The 18,689-nt window shown below is 65.9% G+C and carries 22 protein-coding genes; 1 reads left to right on the plus strand and 21 read right to left on the minus strand.

Going from position 1 to position 18,689, the window contains the following annotated elements:
- Positions 1-11: 11 nt before the first annotated feature.
- The 3 genes from BJ960_RS02755 to BJ960_RS16610 are packed head-to-tail and all read right to left on the minus strand — an operon-like array spanning position 12 to position 3,167.
- Positions 12-1,481, minus strand: a complete 1,470-nt coding sequence (locus BJ960_RS02755) for an SCO6880 family protein (RefSeq protein WP_185986156.1) — start codon at positions 1,479-1,481, stop codon at positions 12-14.
- A 3-nt stretch (positions 1,482-1,484) separates the two neighbouring features.
- On the minus strand, positions 1,485-2,867 hold the full coding sequence (locus tag BJ960_RS02760; protein ID WP_185986157.1) for a TrbL/VirB6 family protein: 1,383 nt from the start codon (positions 2,865-2,867) through the stop codon (positions 1,485-1,487).
- Between the two features lie 30 nt (positions 2,868-2,897).
- A complete protein-coding gene (locus BJ960_RS16610) occupies positions 2,898-3,167 on the minus strand; it encodes a DUF6112 family protein (RefSeq protein ID WP_036278399.1) in 270 nt (89 codons plus the stop codon).
- Positions 3,168-3,523: 356 nt separating this feature from the next.
- Between BJ960_RS16610 and BJ960_RS02770 the strand changes: the two genes are divergently transcribed.
- Positions 3,524-3,685: a hypothetical protein gene (locus BJ960_RS02770; protein WP_185986158.1), complete on the plus strand. Its 162-nt coding sequence runs from the start codon at positions 3,524-3,526 to the stop codon at positions 3,683-3,685.
- 8 nt (positions 3,686-3,693) lie between these two features.
- Here BJ960_RS02770 and BJ960_RS02775 read toward each other — a convergent pair whose 3' ends face one another.
- The 18 genes from BJ960_RS02775 to BJ960_RS16620 form a co-directional block, all read right to left on the minus strand.
- Entirely contained in the window at positions 3,694-3,960 is a 267-nt protein-coding gene (locus tag BJ960_RS02775) for a DUF6112 family protein (RefSeq protein ID WP_185986159.1), read from the minus strand.
- Entirely contained in the window at positions 3,960-5,141 is a 1,182-nt protein-coding gene (locus tag BJ960_RS02780; RefSeq protein ID WP_185986160.1) for a M23 family metallopeptidase, read from the minus strand. Before BJ960_RS02780 ends, BJ960_RS02775 begins: the two co-directional genes overlap by 1 nt.
- A gap of 6 nt (positions 5,142-5,147) precedes the next feature.
- Positions 5,148-5,843 carry a hypothetical protein gene (locus BJ960_RS02785; RefSeq protein WP_185986161.1) on the minus strand — a complete coding sequence of 232 codons (696 nt, stop codon included), beginning with the start codon at positions 5,841-5,843 and terminating at the stop codon, positions 5,148-5,150.
- A 75-nt stretch (positions 5,844-5,918) separates the two neighbouring features.
- Positions 5,919-6,950: a ParB N-terminal domain-containing protein gene (locus BJ960_RS02790; protein ID WP_307814651.1), complete on the minus strand. Its 1,032-nt coding sequence runs from the start codon at positions 6,948-6,950 to the stop codon at positions 5,919-5,921.
- Positions 6,951-6,982: 32 nt separating this feature from the next.
- The gene (locus BJ960_RS02795) at positions 6,983-7,849 is read right to left on the minus strand and encodes a hypothetical protein (RefSeq protein ID WP_185986163.1); all 867 of its coding nucleotides are present in this window, start codon (positions 7,847-7,849) and stop codon (positions 6,983-6,985) included.
- A gap of 78 nt (positions 7,850-7,927) precedes the next feature.
- Entirely contained in the window at positions 7,928-8,362 is a 435-nt protein-coding gene (locus BJ960_RS02800) for a hypothetical protein (protein WP_185986164.1), read from the minus strand.
- Positions 8,359-9,039: a DUF2637 domain-containing protein gene (locus BJ960_RS02805; RefSeq protein ID WP_185986165.1), complete on the minus strand. Its 681-nt coding sequence runs from the start codon at positions 9,037-9,039 to the stop codon at positions 8,359-8,361. Before BJ960_RS02805 ends, BJ960_RS02800 begins: the two co-directional genes overlap by 4 nt.
- Complete coding sequence (locus BJ960_RS02810; protein ID WP_185986166.1) at positions 9,036-9,950, minus strand: bifunctional DNA primase/polymerase; 915 nt, start codon at positions 9,948-9,950, stop codon at positions 9,036-9,038. The genes BJ960_RS02805 and BJ960_RS02810 overlap by 4 nt, the downstream gene beginning before the upstream one ends.
- Positions 9,950-11,032 (minus strand): ArdC-like ssDNA-binding domain-containing protein, encoded by a 1,083-nt coding sequence (locus BJ960_RS02815; protein WP_185986167.1) that lies wholly within the window; start codon positions 11,030-11,032, stop codon positions 9,950-9,952. The genes BJ960_RS02810 and BJ960_RS02815 overlap by 1 nt, the downstream gene beginning before the upstream one ends.
- A gap of 195 nt (positions 11,033-11,227) precedes the next feature.
- Entirely contained in the window at positions 11,228-12,217 is a 990-nt protein-coding gene (locus BJ960_RS02820; RefSeq protein WP_185986168.1) for a helix-turn-helix transcriptional regulator, read from the minus strand.
- Positions 12,218-12,547: 330 nt separating this feature from the next.
- Positions 12,548-13,405, minus strand: a complete 858-nt coding sequence (locus tag BJ960_RS02825) for an ABC transporter permease subunit (RefSeq protein ID WP_185986169.1) — start codon at positions 13,403-13,405, stop codon at positions 12,548-12,550.
- Positions 13,402-14,337: an ABC transporter ATP-binding protein gene (locus BJ960_RS02830; protein WP_185986170.1), complete on the minus strand. Its 936-nt coding sequence runs from the start codon at positions 14,335-14,337 to the stop codon at positions 13,402-13,404. Before BJ960_RS02830 ends, BJ960_RS02825 begins: the two co-directional genes overlap by 4 nt.
- Positions 14,334-15,122, minus strand: coding sequence for a hypothetical protein (locus tag BJ960_RS02835; protein ID WP_185986171.1), 789 nt, complete (start codon positions 15,120-15,122; stop codon positions 14,334-14,336). Before BJ960_RS02835 ends, BJ960_RS02830 begins: the two co-directional genes overlap by 4 nt.
- Complete coding sequence (locus BJ960_RS02840) at positions 15,119-16,084, minus strand: ABC transporter ATP-binding protein (RefSeq protein ID WP_185986172.1); 966 nt, start codon at positions 16,082-16,084, stop codon at positions 15,119-15,121. Before BJ960_RS02840 ends, BJ960_RS02835 begins: the two co-directional genes overlap by 4 nt.
- The gene (locus BJ960_RS02845) at positions 16,081-16,377 is read right to left on the minus strand and encodes a PLD nuclease N-terminal domain-containing protein (protein WP_185986173.1); all 297 of its coding nucleotides are present in this window, start codon (positions 16,375-16,377) and stop codon (positions 16,081-16,083) included. The genes BJ960_RS02840 and BJ960_RS02845 overlap by 4 nt, the downstream gene beginning before the upstream one ends.
- Positions 16,378-16,624: 247 nt before the next feature.
- Entirely contained in the window at positions 16,625-17,497 is an 873-nt protein-coding gene (locus BJ960_RS16615; protein ID WP_185986174.1) for a DUF5808 domain-containing protein, read from the minus strand.
- On the minus strand, positions 17,494-17,841 hold the full coding sequence (locus BJ960_RS02855) for a PadR family transcriptional regulator (protein ID WP_185986175.1): 348 nt from the start codon (positions 17,839-17,841) through the stop codon (positions 17,494-17,496). Before BJ960_RS02855 ends, BJ960_RS16615 begins: the two co-directional genes overlap by 4 nt.
- A 383-nt stretch (positions 17,842-18,224) precedes the next feature.
- Positions 18,225-18,665, minus strand: coding sequence for a hypothetical protein (locus BJ960_RS16620; protein WP_237463720.1), 441 nt, complete (start codon positions 18,663-18,665; stop codon positions 18,225-18,227).
- Positions 18,666-18,689 lie beyond the last annotated feature (24 nt).

Raw genomic sequence — 18,689 nt, forward strand, 5'->3', positions numbered from 1 at the left:
GCTCCTGTCGTTCAGACGGTGCGGCACAGCGGCAACGCTGCGACGGTGAAGGCTTGCGCTTGCTGCCCGACGAGACGCCGGGTCTCGCAGGAGGCTTGGATCGCGGCCTGCTCGATCGCAGCGACGGCAGTGTCGAGTTCTTCCGGGGACGGGGCGGAGACGGAGATGAGGCCGGTGTAGCGGAGGACGCCGTGACCGGCGGTGAGGTCGGCTTCTTGTTGGAGCACGTCACCGTATTCGGCGGTCTGGGAGGCGTCCTCGATCTGCCCCATCTTCTGCCGCTGCGCAGCATCCGAGATCAGCTCGGTCTTCTTCTTCCTGATGTCACGTGCCGCCTGATCCGACCGGATCGGCGTACACACCAGCGAGAACGCCCGTTGAATCCCCGACGACAACAACACCGGGGCGAGGAACCCCGGATACACCTGCGACCTCGGCCACTCCGACACCCACAGCACCGCATGGAACGCGGAATCCGACCGCAGCTGATCCCAGGACTCGGTGACCGCGACCGGCCCCGCGGTCGCAAGCGTGCGCCCGATGTCGGTGTCCCGTTCGAGGATCGCGGCGGTCGCTGGATCATAAGCGGATCGGAGGATCACCGCGACCTGTGGAGGGGTGAGCCACCCGGTGATCGTGAGCTCCGCCGCCCGCAACGCCGTCACCAGCGTCGTCATCTCCTGCCGCAGAACGGCGGCGGCACCCGTGATGCCACCGCCGTTGGTGCGGACCTGCCGGGCGGCGGCTCTGAGGTCGAGGGCGAGACTGATGGTGGTGGCGTGGCGTTCCCCGGCGGGACCTGCACGGTCGATGAGTTCCCGGTACACGGTGGAAGTCCAGGACCCGTCGTCACGGCCGTGGCGCTGCCACCACTCGACCAGTCCGGAACCTCCATCGGGGAGGGTGCGTTCGCACACTTGCAGGCGGGCGATCCTCCCGGACCGGCAGGTCGTGGCGAGCACACGCCCCCAGGTGGCGACGCGGCGTTCCTGCTCGCCGGGGTCGAGGAGCACGAACGCGGGATGCGAGACGCCGACGATCGCGGTGAGGGTCTGGGCATGGGGGTCGTGGATCATCGCCGCCCCCGTCTCCGGGTCCTCCCACTCCCGCAACGACGCCGCATCACCAGGAAGAGCGAGCGTGCCCGCAGGCCGCGGCTTCACGACCCGCCGCCGGAACACCGTCTGCCGTGCCTGCGTGCGGGCAACCCACTGGAAAGTGACGGGCACCCACTCGATGAGCTTCCGACCCCCGACCGGGGTCCAGGCGAGCGCTGCACAGAGCAACCAGATGGGTGCGGTCCAGGCCAGCAGCATCCCACCTCCCGCGTAGAGGGCACCGACGATGGAGAGCACCCCTGTGGCGAGGACGATGAGTTGCGGGAGGGAGAGGCCGAGGAGGATGCCGCGTCGGGTGAGCCGGGAGAACTGCACCGCCCGCAACCCGAACTCCGCACTACTCGTGTTCTGCTGAGTCGACATCAGTCATTCCTTCCCAGCAGACGGCTTCGATGACGGCGCAGGTGCCGGGCGTGCCGGTGGCGCGGTCGGCGTGTGACTCGGTGCAGGCGGTGGTGGTGCGGGTTGCACGGTCTCACCGGCCCCCGCCGCGTGACCTTCCGCGGCACCGCCGACCTTGCCGCCGAGCTTCGGCCCCGCAGTCGCTGCCGCACCGACCACCTGAGCTCCGACAACGACCGCTGCCGCAGGCCCAGCAGCAGCCCCGCCAGCTCCGGCACCGGCTGCGCCAGCACCGCCGCCCGCGCCCCCGGCACCCGCACCAGCCGCGGCACCAGAACCACCACCTGCCACGGCGCCCCCTCCTGCAGCGGGCGTCGCAGTCGTTGCGGGCGGGGTGCCTCCACCGGACGGTGCCGCGCCGCCGCCCTTATCGCCGGCGGCATCGAGTACCTTCTTCGCCCCGTCGGTCTTCGGTGCTGACGGCACAGGGACGGGACGGTTGAGCGCGGACTTAGCTTCTTGTTCCGCGCTCATCGAGTGATACATATCGAAGCCGATGAACGTGACGAACTTGTACGTCATGTACGGAGCGAACGCGGCAATGAACATCAGTACGACCCCGGCGATGGGATCACTGATCGACGCGAGATCCAGCTCAATCGGAGCGGACACTTGGGTGATCGCGACGAGGAAGATCACCACCAGCACGAGCTTCGACAGGATCAGCGCGATTACGAACGTCGCCCACTTCCCGAACCAGCCCTTGGTCGCATCCCACGAGAACCCAGCGAGAGCAATCGGGGCGAACACGATCGCGACCAGCAGCAGGGCTTTGCGGATCAGGAGGGAGAACCACACGATCGCAGCCGCGCTGATGGCAAGGCCCGCGAGAAAGATCGTGACGATCGCCCCGACACCGGGAGCGGCGATGTTGATCCCCGCGAACCCCGCCGCGAGTAGGGTGATCCGGTCGCCGATGGATTCCATCGTGTTCCCCGTCGCCTGCACGATCCCGACCGCGAGTTGATCAGTGATCTCCAACAACAGCCCGGTGAGTCCGATGGCGACGAACGAGCCGAGGATACTCTTCGCGGCCCCGAGGGCGGCGCGGGTCAGGGCGGTCGGGTCGCGGTGGATGAGTCCGGTGATCAGTTGCAGGCAGAAGAAGATCAGCACCACGAACACCGCAACCCCGAACAGAATATTGTAGACCCCGACATAGCCTTCGTCGGTGACGTCGACGAGGGTGGTGGTGTCGAACACCGCCCAGACCGCCTCGAACAGCCACGCCGCCGCCCCGCCCATCGCCTGGGCGAGCCAGTCGAACGGGGCCGCAATCAACGTCGCGGCTCCTTGGCCGACGGTGTCGCACACGGCCGAGATCACCGGCACATCACACACACTCACCGCATCCTCCTTCCCTCGTAAGCGATGGGGCTAGACGGCTTGGCCGACGCCCCAGAAGAAGTTGATGAGCGTCACCGCTGCACCGCAGATGATCGCCGCCCCACAGGACACGAGGACGCCGACCTTCCCTCGCGACGCGAGGTGCGGGTTTGAGGAGTTCGCGCCGAAACCCCACACGATCGCGGAGATGATGAGGGCGAGGACGGACAGGATCAGGCCGACGGTCATGACCGCGCCGACGATGATGCGCAACTGCTCGATACCGGGAAGCCCGGTACCGTTCGGGTCAATATCGATCACAGGGATACTCCTTCTGCTGACAACGCCGGGGGAACGGCGGACTTGCCAGCCAGGTGCACCCACGGACCCCGCCGATAAACTCGAGTGGTCATAGGCGGATTCGCGTTGCCCTGATTTCGGCAAACGAAGGAACGGGGCCAGGGGTGATTCTTACCGATGTGATTGCCGCGACTCGGGTTACGAGGAGGGGCCGGTACCTTCTGGCGATGTGTGCTGTCGCCACTAGCGTGCTGCTAGTGGGATGCTCTCAGGTTTCCGACGTGAGGTTCGTGGACGGAGACGGCAATGGCAATCAGTGGTCGGTCGGCGTCGCTGATCCACGTTTCTCCGGGGACGACCGATGTGACTCTGATTCCATGATTGAGAGCACGGTCATGAGCGCGGACCTGCCAAGTTCCGGCCTCGGCATCACTCTCAAGCCCGAAGCGGCCGAAGATGATGCGCAGCGCATTGCTGAGTGCCTTCGTAACGCGCTCACCAGCGGCGAGATCACCATCAGCCGGCCGACGGGCGGCTAGAAGCATAACTAGAGGCGTTCGCCGACGTCCAGGAGGAAGTTGACCCAGGCGACGCCGGCACCGGCGAGGGCTGCGGTGCCGAGCGCGACCCAGGCCCCGAGTCGGGCTTTGGTGGCGGTGTGCGGGTTGCCGGTCGAGGATGAGATGGCCCAGATGATCGCGGAGACGATCAGCATGAGGACGGCGATGATGAGCACGAACATCAATAGAGCGCCGATGACGGTGCGGAGGTCGCCGGCGGCGCCGACGCCGCCGAAGTCGGGGAACACGTCCATCAGCGGCCACCCCCGCTCAGCGTGCAGGACGCACGGGAGGCGTTGCCGCCGGTGATGCCCTCGGCCTCGTGGTCGGTGAGCCATTGATCGGAGTCGATCGCGGGCTGACCGGTCCCGCCGGGCCGGATTTCGAGGTGGAGGTGAGGGCCGGTGGATTTCCCGGACGAGCCGACATCACCGATGTGCTGCCCCGCGGTGACGATCATGCCTTCGGTGACGTGGATGCCGTACTCCCACATATGCGCGTAATACGACGCAACCCGCTCCCCGCCGACGGTGTGCTCCACAATGATGAGCCCGCCCCAGGAGCCGGTGTATCCGGCGTGGGTAACGATCCCATCGGCGACGGCGTAGATCGGGGTGCCGTCGTCGGCGGCGAAGTCGCTGCCGGAGTGGAACGCGATCTCGAACGTGATCGGGTCGGTGCGCCACCCGAACGGACTAGTCCGCACCCAGGAGCCCTCCGGCAACGGGAACACGACCCTGGTGGTCTCAGGCACCACCACATCACCACCGTTGCCACCGCCGCCTGATGGTGCGGGGCGGGTGAGGGCGGTGAGGATCGCTTCGGCGACGGGCTGATAGTTCTGATACCTGTCCGGGTATGCCGACACCTCGACGGCCTGGGCGGCTTCGCCTGGGTCGAGTTGCTGCCACCCGGGAATATCGAGCAGACCGCGCGGTGAGGGGTAGTTGGGTCCGGCCGGTCCGCCGTAGAACGCGCGGGCTTGATAGTTCGGGTCCATGAGTTCCGCAACGGTGCCCCAGCCGGCTTGCGGGCGCATCTGGAACAGGCCGAGGGAATCATGATCGGCTGCATCCCCATCGTTGGGGTAGTTCGCGGATTCGGGGTAGGTGCCGGTGTTGGTGAGCATCCGCAGGTGCGACTCCGTGAGCGCTGCCATCAACGCGATCACCACCCCTGCACGCCCCACCCCATCCGTCTGTCCACCGACGGTGATGATCGTGGCGGCGTGGGTGAGCTGCTGCCGGTTCAGCGTCACCATCTCACCGTTGCGCGTGGTCGCGGTCAGTGAGTCCGGGATCGGTCCGACGATCAACGACCCCGGCGCGCACGCGGCGATGGCAGGGCTGGCGAGGACGGCGACGGAGAGGAGAACGGTCGCGGGGCCGAAACAGACGGCGGCGACGGTGAGGGCGGCGAGGAGTTTCTTGAGCATGGCCGGTCACCGCAAAGGGCTGTCGAACTGCGACAACCGCAACAACAGACAGGTGTCGGTGATCGGATCGGCAGGCGCCGGTGCGGGGTTGCTTTCGGGGGTGCAGGCGAGGAACACGGTGAACGCGACCGGTTGTGTCGTCGTTACCGGGTCGGTGCCCCAGTAGCCGGTGCGGTGGCGGGTACCGGTGATCGTATACGCGACCGTGCCGTCCGGAATCTGCCCCGGCGCCGCCTGCGCCACAGCCTCTTCCCACGCAGCGGGGATCTCGATGGTGTCGATGGTGAGCCACTGCCGCGTCTGGTGGGTGCGGAGCTGCGCCCACGCATCCGGGGCTGGCAGATACGAGCGGACATCGGATGCTGCGGCGTCGGCCTCGGCGTCGGCGGTGACATCGGCGAGCATCTGCGCGTATTCGGCAGGCCCATAGCCACTGCTGGTATCCCAGGTGAACAGCGCCTCCGCGGCCGCGCCTGCGAACTCTTCCGGATCGCCGAGCGCGACCACAGGCTCCGGCTCTGCCGGGACAAGCGTCGGGCTCGTTGCCGTCGGCCCGTCGGGACGGGCGGGTTCAGCGGGTTCGGTGGTCTGGGGTCCGCGGATGAGTCCGTAGACGCCGACTCCGATGAGGAGGAGCAGGATGAGGCCGCCGGCGATGGCGGCGATGAGCACGGTGCGGCGGCGGCGAGCGGTGGGGTCCATTCTGGTGTCCTTCCCGACGAGATTCGGATCACCAGACAGGTGCACCAAAACACTCAGCAGGGGGACGGCGAGGGTTCAAGCGGTTTCGCGGCGCACGTTTCGTGCAGTGCGGGCGGTATCGAGGAACGCGACCGTCGCGGCGACGGCGTTTTCGAACATCGCCCACTGCTCACCCGACAAGGCGGGGCCGATGGTTTCGGGGTCGTAGCGTTCGGCCCAGGTGGAGAGCTCATCCCAAAAGTAGACGAACGACCGCACCGGCAGGAACTCCCGCGGCTGCTCCTCAACCGCGTGGAGTCGTGTGGATGCGAGCTGGGCGGGGCGCTTCTTCGTCGCGGTTCTCGCGCGCTCGACAGCGAGTTCCGCGAGACGTTCCAGGTCCGCCGGCCGTGCGGTGTCTTCGAGCTCGCGAAGACGGGCAGCTCCTGCGGCTGCGGTGTCGCGGATGCCTGCCGGTTGTGCTGGGTCGCTGGCGAGGGTGTCGAGTTCTGCGAGGGCTTGTGCGGCGCGGATGCGCTGCCGCGCTCCGGTGATCGACCCGCCCGCGTCGATCCGGTCAAGTTCCTCCCGTGCCCGCTGCTGGACGTCGTTGGGTTGCGCAGGGTCAGCGGCAAGGTTCTGCAGTTCGTTGATGCGTTCTAGCGAGGTGTACGCGTTGCGGCCGGTGACCATGAGCGCGGCCTGCTGCCTGGTCTCGCCCTTCTGCGGTGCCGCCACGGTGGCGGCACCGTGTGACCTGGGGTTTTCTTGTTTCGAGGTGAACCGTGATGCTTCCTGCCGGCCAGTCGCATTCTCGGCCATGAGCGCTTTCAGTTCTGCGTAGAGGGTGGCTTCCTCGGTGCGGGTGAGGGGCTTGTGGAGAAGGTTGTCGTCCTGTTCGGCGAGGAGCTGTCCGAGGGTGGTGGAGATGCCGGAGCGCACCCACACGTTCACCGTCTTCCACCCGAGTCGGCGGATTGCTGCCAGACGGCGGGCGCCGCAGATCAGCATTCCGTCCGGGGTGATCGTGATCGGCTGCAACAGCCCATCTCTTGCGATCGACTCCACCAGCGCGTGGAGGTCGCCGTAGTCTTCGCGGTGGCGGCGGCCGGCCCAGATTGAATCCACGGCACGCTCCAGTTCGATATGCCCCGGCTCGCTCATGGTCGGCCCCGCATCACCCCGGGCGCGGCAACCGTGACGGCAACCGCGAGGTCAACATCGGACAGGAGATGCCGGAGTGATTCACCAATCAGGAGTCGCAGCAGCATGCCACGGCTTGCATTCGTACCGGTGAGGCTTGCGTCTGGTGATCCAAGGACGATGCGCAGTAGCCGGTACCAGGACGGGACGGGGATGTCGAGGAGTGCCCGGGCGTGCTGGTCACGTCGGAGCGATTCGTATGCTCCTGCTCGTGAGGCGGATTCAGCGAGGCGGGCGCAGATGCATTCGACTGCGGCGCGGGCGAGTTCTGGTTCCCACCCGAGCAGGCACAGCAGCGCGATCGTGTCCTCGACCGCTGACGCCACTCCTGTCGATCCTGACGCTTCCACCTCGTCGGTGTCGTCTGCGTCATCGTGTGCGAAGGGGTCGGCGCGGAATGCGGGGTGGTAGTCGGTGAGGGGGTTTTCGCGGTCGGAGAAGCGTTCGGCGTCATGGAAACTCGAGTACCTGGGCCGGCGTGCCTGATGCACGGAGCACAGCAGCCCGTTGGCTCGGTTTTCTGCGATGCAGGTGATCTGCACGGCACGAGTGATGACCGCCCACGGATCATCTGCCCGCCGCACCGAGGGCGTGCGCATCGCCTCGAACGCCGCCGTCGCCGCCTCCCACGGATCAAGACCGTGCTTGCGGGCCAGGGCGGCGTACTTGTCGGCCGCGTGCCGCATAAGTGCTGCTGCGTCGGGGTCCGTCCGCCAGGCGTCGGGGCCGGCAGTGGTGAGGCGGGTTAGGAGTTCGCGGAGTCGTTCTGAGTTCTCGAACCCACGCCCGCGACCGTCGCGGCGTGGAGTGTTTCGTTGTGGCATGGTGGCACCTCCTGACAGGCAGGTGCGCACCGGCTCCCCACCAGCCCCGTCGCGCCACCGTCTTTTGTGCATGGCGGTTCACCCCAGCCCGATCCCGGACGGCCGCACCCACGACGACGACGAGCGGGGCCGAGCCTGCGGCTCGAACACATCGAATGAATCGAACACCGCAGGCCCCGCAGACGTACGCTCAGCACGCCGATCCCGCATATCGCGCGCATGATTCCGGGTGGCTCGGTAGGCGTGGCCTGGTGCGCGGCGGGCACGGTGTGCGAGCTCGCTCTGAAAGTTGATGCCGCGGCCCGCGATCCGGGCGGTGCTCGACGCGATCAGATCAGTCGGCCGCACCCACGCGATCCCGCGCACCACCCGCGAACCAGGATCCGTACCGGCGGTGGTGAGCGAGGGGTCGCGGTGCACAGCGAACGCCGACCGCTCCGCCTCCCCACCTTCAACCATCTCAGGCCGCGTCTCCGGTAGTTCCGTGCGACTCCTCTCTGCCTGATCGTTCACGATGTCTCCTCCTTGCTGATGGCTGGGGTGAACCAGCGGCCGACGGTGGAGGGGTGCACGCCCAGGTGCCGGGCGATCTGCTTGTTTGACCACCCCTCCACCTCCCGCAACTGGGTCGCTTCCGCTCGCCGCTCACTCACCGACACCACCGGCAACTCCATTGGCTGTGCCTGCTCAACCTCCGGTGCGGCGACCGTCTGCGATGGAGCGGCCGTCTCGGCGGGAGCGGCCAAGATCACGTCTGCATCTGGTGTGGTGGTGGGGCGGGTGAGGATGACGGTGAGGTGTGTGATCGATAGCAGCACGAGCGGCGGGATCGCGGCGACCGATGCGGCAAGAATCGCCGGGACGTCGGTGTCTGAGGCGATGATCGCGTGGATTGCGTTCGCCGTGACCGACACGACGGCGCCGGCGGCGAGGAGCGTCCAGGGGTACCAGGTCGGGCGGGACTGGTTGGCGAGGGCGACGACGGCGACGGTTGCGACGACGATCATGCCGTCCACGATCAACGGCCACGCCCACGCCTGCCCCGCATCGATCCCAGACCGCCGGGCAAGATCAGCAAGCGCCGTAAAGCTGAGCCAGAATGCGCCGGCTGCGATGAACACCGTTCCCGTGATCGCCGTCACCACCGCCAAGCGGCGACCCCGCGGCGGAACAGCCTCGACGGTGTTCATGAGATCACCCGCCCTGGTGATCCGCGCACCACACGCCGCTCATCGGCTACCGGTTCCGCGGATGTGCGGGGCGCGGGGTGGGTGGTGCGGTAGGCGGAGCGGATCGTCGCCATAATCTCCCGTGACCCCAGCCCCGCGTGCTCCGCGGCAGGTCCCAGGGCATCGAGGGTTGCATCGGGCGGTGCGCCGGATTCTGCGAGACGGCACGCGGCCCAGAACAGGCCCCGATTCCGCTCACCCTCACCACGCCCCGCAACCCAGCCCGCGAGCACCTTCGCATCCGACCCACGCCGCTCAAACCGAGCAGCACGCGCACGGGCATGGTCGAGAGGGATTGGGGTGCGGGGGTCCAGGAAGTCGCGCAGCCGCGCCGCATCCACCGGCACCGGGGTATCACCTGATGCGACGATGAGCCGGTACGGTGCCCGCACCCCGCCAGGGCGCAGCACCTTCGAGGGTGGGGCGATGATGTAGCCGCCGTCACCGCGGAAATCGACATGCGCTCGCGCGGCCTGCCACGACGGCTGCGCACGGTCAGGGTGTGCTGGGTAGTAGGCGTGGAGGCCGCCGGAGGGGGTGCGCACGAGCGCTGCCCACCCCGCCGCATGGCCGTGACGGTGCGCTGCTTGGAAGGCAGGGAATCCGGTGCCGGTCGAATGCACGTCAACATCGACAACCTCGACCCCGGACGCGGCGCCGGTGGGGATGCCGATGTTCGCTGACGGCCACCTCGACCACCATCCCGCCACCTGCGATGGGTCAGCGGTCGCGTCATGGAAGCCGCGGCGCACCAGAGGGCGTTTCTCGCCCGGCGCGCACGGGAACACCGGCACCCCGGCTGCAGCGAACCGAGCCGCTGCCTCTGGGAGTGGCATCCCGCTGACTTCGGCGAACACCTCGGCGGCGCCCATCACAGGCTCCTCGCCGACGACGCCACCGCGCGACGCGGTTCCTCCGCCAAGGGATCAGCGGTCGCCTCGACCGCAGGCTCGGTGCGTGTCTTTGCCGGGGTCTCGCGGGTGAGGCCGGGAGGGTCGCCGTTGCCGATCTGTGCGGTGGAGAGTTGGTCGAGAATCGTGGCGGATGTTTTGCGGACTCGTTCGCCGGTGGCTTGGACGACTTCGACCGGGGACTTCTCCGGCACCGTTGCCGCCCACCCCGACACGTACGGGACCGTGTAGTCGCTGGTGTCCATGCCGTGCGCTGCGGCGACCATCAATGCGACCGAATCCGCCTCGACCTCAGCGATCCCGCGATGCCCCGTCGCATCGGGATTGTCTGGGCCGTGCAGGAGGAGGTGGGCGAGTTCGTGGACGAGGGTCTTCACCTGTGCGGCCTCGGGCATGTTCTCCCGCACCGCCACCGTTCTCGCGCCGAAGTCAGTGAGGCCGTTCGCGCCGTGGATCATGCCTTCATGCGGCACCCGCAATACCGCGAATCCCTCCGCCTCCACGAGCCGTGCGATGCCGTCCCAGAGCCCGTCGGGTGCTTCGCCTTCGAGCAGCCGTGGTGATGGCGGGGCGGGGATCGGGTCGCCTGTGGTTTGGGAGGCGTCCCAGACGTAGGCGGGGCGGACACCGACCATGCGGGAGCGCACCGCCTCACCCGGTTTTGGTTTCTCGAACCGGCCGAGCCGGCGCCACGACTCCGCCACCTTCGGCGTGAACGACGCGAACCTCCCGGTGACTGGGGCGAGGATCTTGTACCCCGACTGGCCCTTCTCGACCTGCCGGCCGAGCGCCTGCCACTGTTTGAACCCCGCCACATACGACGGCACTGGCTCCGGCACCCGGCCCGCCTCGAATGCCGCCTGATGCTGAACGAAGATCAGTAGCGTGTTGTTGAACGAGCGCGCACGAAACCGGGCCGCGAACTCCAACGCCTGCTTCCAGTCGTCACCCGACACCAACGACTCCACCGCGCCGGTGAGCTGTTTGTGCAGGGCGTCGAGCGTCGCATCCCGCGCTGCCCGCGCTTCCTCGCTGGTTGCCATCGTCGTCCTCCTTCCGTAGGTACCCGCACACGGCGGGTGACCTCTGCGACCAGAAGGTGCGCGAAGGGACTCAGGAAACGCAATCGAGACGGACGACGGACAGAGTGTGAGCGACCGCCAGGTGCATCACCGAACCCGACGTGGTCAGCCCACCTCTACCTCAGAAGCACGAACCCTAGTGATCCGAGCGTGGGATCATGACGCTTTCACCGGGCCACGGTGCGCGTTTGATCCGGGTGTGTTGCTCTGGCTGATCTGCCGATATTTACTCGGAGAGACTCCGACACTGCGGCGAAACTGACGGGCCGCGAACTCAGGGTCAGCCCACCCGACCTCGTTCGCTATGACCGAGATTGGGAGGTCTGTTTTCTGCAGCAACTCCGCCATTCGTTCTGCCCGCAGCATGGTCAGGTATGCGATCGGTGACTTCCCGAACGCGTCAACAAACACGCGCCGAAACTGCGAAATCGACAGATGAACCTCCTCTGCAAGCTCGGGCACCTTCCATTTCCGGGCACGGTCCGCAGACAGCAGATGAGCCGCATGGCGGGCCTCGTCGCGCAAAGGGTGAAACTGGCGGTGCCTTGGGTGTGACGGGAATACGGCTGTGCGTTGCGTGGCACTCGCGAGAGTGCCCGTCATTTTCAGGTTCGGCACCACCACATCTAGGACAGAGAACAACAAGGCTTGAGCGCGGTAATAGCGCTCTGGGGCTGGGCCTTCCAAACTCAGCCCAGCGAGTTCATCCAGCCAGGGCATGAGTAGGCCCGCCCGAGCTTCGCCGATACGCACTACTTGAGCGGGCTCCGCATAGTGGGCATCTAGGTAGCTGCTGGCGTCGAGCCGAGTGCGGAATTGAGCCGCGTACTGCCAGAACACTTGATCTATCACATACTCGCGGTCCAGATAGAGTGTGGTCGTCGTGATCCAGTCGTCTGGTTCCGCCCCGCAGAGAGTGTTCGCCGCGAGCACGATCACGTCTCCGATGTTGACGTGCCTGCAACCGAATTCGCTGAAGAGACGTGCGCTTCCGCCGCGTACAACGATGAACTTGACAGAGTCATAGGCGACGGGACGTACCGGGTGATGAAAGGTCTCGGTGCGCGCGTGAATCGGTGCGAACTCTCTGACTTCACTTCGGTCGGGTGTGACTTCGGATGGGTCAGTGTGGTTGACGGCGGTCATTGAATGCCGCTTCGGCCGTCAGGCCACCTCAATCCGCCAACGCGAAATTGTGACGGTCGGCCCAGCGGCAGGCCGCGAGGGGAGGGCGCATGAAGCGAGCGACTCACCGTATACATGGTGCGTCGGCGGGACAGTGTGAACGCGTTCCCGCGAAGGAAGGCTGGAACGTGCTCACCCGACTGTTCGACTGGCATGAACGTTGGTGGAGATGCCCGACGTAGGCGGGGTGTGCGGGCAGATGTCGGCGAGGCCGACGATCGGGACAGGGAGTGCGGCTCGTGCATTGGGTTGAGCCTTAGTCCCTGACCCGTTCTTCACGGCGGCTGCGACTCAGAGCTTCGTGACGATGTGCTCGCGCTGGAACTTCGCCACGACGAGAAGGAATGCCAGTACGTCAGCTATAGCGAGTATTGCGGCTGCGATGAGGGCGACCGTGACGTTGAAGAGCATGAGTCCGGTGGCTTGGCCGATGACGAGGGCGAGGATTGGGAACACGACGAACATCGCTGTGCCTTGGGCGCCTTGCATTGTGGTGGAGCGTCCTGACACAGCGACGATGAGGCTGGTTGCGAGAAACCCGACGAGAGGTACGAGGAGCACGATGAGCACGGCCCAGGACCAGGTTGGGAAGAAGATCCCGCCCATCATGGGTGCGCCGAGCACTCCGACGATCACCGTGTAGATCATGAACGCGATCCAGGTGAGCACGACGGCGGGGATCACGGAGCCGAGCACCTTGGCGAGCACGAGCTCGCGGTTGGTGAGCGGTGTGTAGAGCAGACCCTCGATCGTACGGCGTTCTTTCTCGCCCACGAGGCTGGATGAGGCGGTGATCGATGCGGTCATGACGGGGATCACGAGAAAGAAGGGCGCCAGGAAGTAGACGATCACCGCGTACACGATCGTCTGGTCGGGTGTGTAGCCGTTCGGGGCGACTCCTGCGGGCAGGTTGTCGAGGAACCCCTGAAGTCCCGCGATTGTGGAGGTGAGGATGCCGGAGCCGCCGAGCAGGATGATTGCCGCGGGGAGTATGACCGCGAAGACGAGCGGTACGGCGACGAGGGAAGCGATCACCTGCTTGTTGCGCGCGACCTCGAGCCAGTCTTTGCGCATGACTGCGGTGACGCGCTGCCAGTTGATTACACCACGGGTTGCGGAAAGCTGTGAGGTGTGGGCCTGGGTGGTCATGCGCCGGTCTCCTTGTCGAGCGTGGTGAAGTAGAAGTCTTCGATCGTCGGATGCTGCGGGATCACGGATCTCACAGCGATGCCTTCATGCACGAGCGCTGCCACGATCTCGGAGACGGTGTGCTCGTCGTCGGTGTGGAACGCGAGTTCGCCGTCTGCGCCGCCATCAGCGGTCGCGCGCGCGGCGACGATGCGGCGGGCGGCATTGTGGTCACCGTCGATGCTGAGCGTGTAGCGGTTTCCGGGCCACTCCCGATCAAGCAGCGCTTTGACGGGGCCGGCGGCGAGGAGTCTCCCTTGCGCGATGATGCCGATGTCGTCGCAGAGAGATTCAAGGCCCGCGAGTTGATGCGTCGAGATGACCAGAGTCGTGTTCAGCGTCTGAATCATCTGCTTGAGGTAGTCGATGAGTTCGGCGGCGGCTTCGGGGTCGAGGCCGGCTGTTGGCTCGTCGAGAAAGAGCAGGTCGGGTTTGTGAATGATCGCGCGTCCGATCGCGATCTTCTGCCGCATCCCCTTGCTGAACTCGCCCACCAGCGAGTCGGCGCGACCGGTAAGTCCAAAGGTGTGGAGCACTTCATCAACACGGCTATCGAGGGAGCGTCGGTCTATGCCGTAGAGCGCACCCCACGTGCGGAGGTTCTCGCGCGCTGAGAGGGTGTCATAGAGATTGGTATCCGTTTGCACGCCGATCCGTTGCCTGAGTGCGTCCGCGTTTCGCGGGGTCATCTGCTCCCCGAACAGGGTGACGGTGCCACTGTCGGGCGTGAGAAGGCCGTTGAGCAGACGGATGGTGGTGGTCTTGCCTGATCCGTTCGGCCCGAGTAATCCGAATGCTCGCCCGGGGGTGACCGAGAACGAGAGTGCGGAGACTGCCTCGTGATCGCCAAACCGCTTGGTGAGATGGTCTGCGGTGACAGTCGTTTGGGTCATCGGAGTTCCTTTCGCTGGAAGGTGATTACGGCGGTCGCGAGCAGCAGGGCGGCAAGAACGAGGCCCGTAGCCACCGGCCACCAGATAGTGGCCGCATTCAGTGATGCGCCGGTTGCAATTGCCGATGCGGCCGGGATGAGGCCGGCGGGTGTGAACTCGGCAAGGCGAGGCGCCATGCCCGCCAGGGAGAGCAGGAAGAACGCGCCGATACCGATGCCGGCGGCGGCTGCCATACCGTCGAATGCCGCGGACGCTAAGAGCGATATCGCAATGAGGACTGCCGCAAGGACGACCCACACCCCGGTCGCTCCGAGCAGCGCGACAAGCTCGACTCCACCAGCAGCACCGTCGAACACGAGTCCGGTCACTGCCCACGAGACAGTGGCTCCCAGGAGGGCAGCCACCGCGACGAAGAGCATGAGTACAACGGCGTGGCTCACGACATAGGCGACACGGGATGCGGGTTTCACGAGCAGTAGCGACGCAACACCGGAACGAACCTCACTACTGATAGCTCCCGCTGCCATGACCACAACGACGAAGACCGCGAGTTGTGAGAGATCGGTGATCCATCGTCCTGCCGCGTCTGCGGCGGTCGGATCCGGGATCGGGATCGCGCCGAACTCGCCGCCGCCGAGAGCTCCGGCAAGAATCTCCTTCGTAAAGCGAGTGATCACAGGACCCGTGGCCGCGAGGAACACGAGCACTCCCGGCAGCACCCACACCCGCCATGTGCGAACGACCTCTTGGGTACGCAGGGCGAGAAGCGGAATCATAGCGTTCATCGTCCTGCCTCCACGAGATCGACGAATACGTCTTCGAGGCTGGCCTCCCGCGGTTCCAGCCGGTACAGGCGCTCGCCGCGAGAGGCGATCTCCGCGGCGACCCGCGCAGCGCTCTCCTCCAGGTCGTCCACGGTGAGCACAAGCGCCCGCGACCCGGGTTCCTCGTCCTCAACAGTCAGCACCCAGGGCTTGTCCGGCAGCATCCCGCGCAGCAGCGCCGGATCGCTCGTCTCCACGATCAGTCGGCCGCGGGCGCCTCCGAATCTTGCGCGCACCTCCCTGATCGGGCCGGCAGCGGCGACGCGGCCCGAGCTGAGGATCGCGACATCGTCACAGACACGCTCGACATCGGGCAGGAGGTGGGTGGAGAAAAACACAGTGGTCTTGCCCCGCAACTCGGTGATGAGTTCCAGCACGGCGCGGCGGCCCATCGGGTCCAGGGCAGAGGTCGGCTCATCGAGGATCAGCAATCGGGGGCTGTTGATGAGTGCCTGCGCGAGACCAAGGCGCTGCCGCATGCCGCGCGAGTAGCCGCCCACCTTTGCCCGTGTGTCGGCGAGGCCGGTGAGATCGAGTAGGTCAGCGACCCTTCGGCGACTTGTGTTCTTCGGTAGCTGGAACACGGTCGCAGCCTGTTCGAGCACTTCCCGCGCGGTCATCCACGACGCGAAGCCGGGGACATCCGGACAGTACCCGATCAGGGGCCGCACCTCCGCGCTCCCTGGCGCGTGCCCGAAGATGCGTGCACTCCCACCCGTCTCGCGGACCAAAGCAAGCAGAATCCGGATTGTAGTCGTCTTACCAGCTCCATTGGCTCCAAGGAACCCGAACACAGAGCCCGCGTCGACGGAAAGGTCCAGTTCGTCAAGCACCCGACGTGCGCCGTACTGCTTCGTGAGGCCGCGTGTCTCGATGGCGGGGGCAACGGACGCAGTGCGCGCCGGGCGTTTGGGGCCGGTCACCGCTGATCGCCCTCGTAGAGGCTCTGCACGGTGCCCGCCGCGTTCGCTGACGTCGGCGCGGAAACATCGACGGGAGCAGGGCGGCGTCCGATCGCGAGGAACAGGACCGTGCCGATCGTGTTGATGAACACGATGATGAGCGCCCACGGCCATTTGCGACCGAACTGCACCCGCTCTCGCGGCGTACGAACCAACACAACGAGACCGATAACCGCGAACAGGAGTTGAACCCCAAGCGCGATCCCGATGACAAGACCGGTCGTGCCGGAGAGCGGGGAGGCGTCGAGATTCATGAGGAGCCAGCTTTCTGAAACGGGGGCAGGAAACGACGCGAGAAGTATGCATCGCATATATCCTTGCATTACATACTAGTGGCGTCAAGCCGCCGTCCCTCTCGGTAGCAGTCATCGGTCTGGGGTGCACCGTTCGCTACAGCAAGAGGACGGAACGAGGTGGCGCCCGGGCTGCCGCGTCGAAGAGGAGCGTGCGGGAGAGCCAAGTGGCCCAGGTTGCGTCTATAGGCGAGCTACGCGGAAATCCTCATTGATCATCTCGGGTATGCCCTGATGTCGTCGTGGCTCCGCGCCAGGCGCGACGCAGTCCGGCTCGAAGCGGAAGCACGACCACCCCGAGCGATGCGACGACCCCTACAGCAAGAGCGGCGGGCACGAGCAGCCCCCATCGGCCATGCGGATGACGTGAGCTGAGAATGGATGCAGCGACCGCTGAGGCTGAGGCCGAAGCCAATGTCGTCGCATTTGCGGCGCGCACAAGCCTCTCTTCCGACGGGCCCCGATTGCGAGCCGCCCACAGGGCTGGTATCACACCCAGCAAGACCGAACCGATCACAGACAGCTTTGGTCCCGTGCGGTTCTGTCTGCCCACGAGATCAAATCCCGTCGCGACACGATCCGGCAACGTTTCCCAGGTGAGCGCTGCGGCAGCGGCGGTCGCGCCTGTGACGAGAAGCGGCACGAGTTGCGCTGCACGCACAGCGCGTTCAGGAACCTGTTCGATCACATCGCTTGTGGCATCATCCGGGCGAATCAACTTGAGCTTCACGGCGAGAGCGCCGAGATTCAACGTCCAGCCGACTCCGAACAGTCGGGGCACTACGAGGCGTGGGTTCGCCGGATTCCAGGTACGCGACCGAACCTCGGCATTCACCAGGCCACGCGTCTCAACGGGGAGCCCCAGCAGCCGCAGATCGGGCTCCTCCGCAGAAACCTCGCTCGAAAGTGCGTCAAGGAGCGCCACGGCATAATCTTCAGGAGTTCCGAGCGCCTCCACGGGATCGATACCGGCTTCTTGGAGTTCGCCGAGCTGAGCCTCGAGTGCTTCGAGAGCGAGGCGGCGATCGGTTCGGCTGAGGCGTTCGAGGTGCACGCTGACCTCGCGCAGATAAGGCTTCACGATGCGCGCCCCCGTCCCCGGAGAATGTCATGCATTGCGCCACTCAACTCGCTCCACGCCATCGCGCCATCGGCGAGCGCAGCGCGACCCTCGTCCGTCAGTCGGTAGTACTTGCGAGGCGGGCCACCGCCCCCCGCCTCGACCCATCGGGTCGTGACTTTACCGGCCTTGTCCAGGCGCGCCAGGAGCGGGTAGACCGTTCCAGGGGTAGCGGTCAGTGCAGGGTGCTCGCTCAGCTGCTCGATGATCTCGATCGAGTAATACTCCTTAGCATCGAGCACCGCGAGAATCGCAAGTTCGAGCACCCCCTTTCGGAGTTGCGCGGTCCGATCGCTGGTAGCCATCCACCAAGCCTTGCAATACAAAGTACTGCTGTCAAACGAACCGAGAAGAGAAGCCCTGCGGATTCTCATCAATTCTCTCGAAGCCGCCGCCGCATGGTTGAACTTGGGGTGGCGTCGTTCGGATCTCGGTGGGTGCTACCAGTCGCGGTTCAGCGCAAGCGCAAGCAGCGAGGTGATGGCAACTGCCGCCTGCCTGGGTTGAACCCCGTTGCCAAGCGCTGTGAGTTGTTGGTTGGTCGTGAGGCCTCGGGAAGGTTCTGTAACCCAGCCTGGGGTGAGTCCCATGAGCCATTCGACGAAGGCCGGCGCGGGTCGAGGGTCCGAGGCGTCAGTCAGAAGTGCTGGCGTTGGTGCCGGCCGACCGACTACCTCTTCCCAGCGTGTCACTGCTTCGGCATATCGTCCCCAACGTCGAAGTGCTGCCCGATAAACATCCACAGGCTCTCGGGTTCCTCGGTGCGCGGGTAGCCGTTGGGTCCGTGGAGGGCGAGGTCGATGATCTGATGGCTGAGTGCGATCGTGCCCCGGCGTGCCTTCACTTGCTGCAAGCTCTCCCCGCCCCGGGATGCGTCTGAGGCGAGCGGGGTTCGGAAGAGTGCGGTGGGCGAGGATGAAGACGCGGTATCGGGGGTGGGGTGCGCCGATGGCGGAAGCGGGTAGACCGATCCATTGCGCGTCATACCGGAGGTCGGCCAGGTCTCCCAGAACTGCTCCCGCTGCGCGAAGAGGTCGAGTTGCGGTTTCTCCCAGATGCCACGGGTCGCGTTCCACACCGCCAGGGGGTGCACCGGTGGGGATTGCATCTTCGGGATTGTGTTGCTCATTGTCGTCTCCTTCGAGGTTTGCGC

Origin of the sequence: Leucobacter aridicollis (assembly GCF_013409595.1) — a bacterium.
Taxonomy (GTDB): domain Bacteria; phylum Actinomycetota; class Actinomycetes; order Actinomycetales; family Microbacteriaceae; genus Leucobacter; species Leucobacter aridicollis.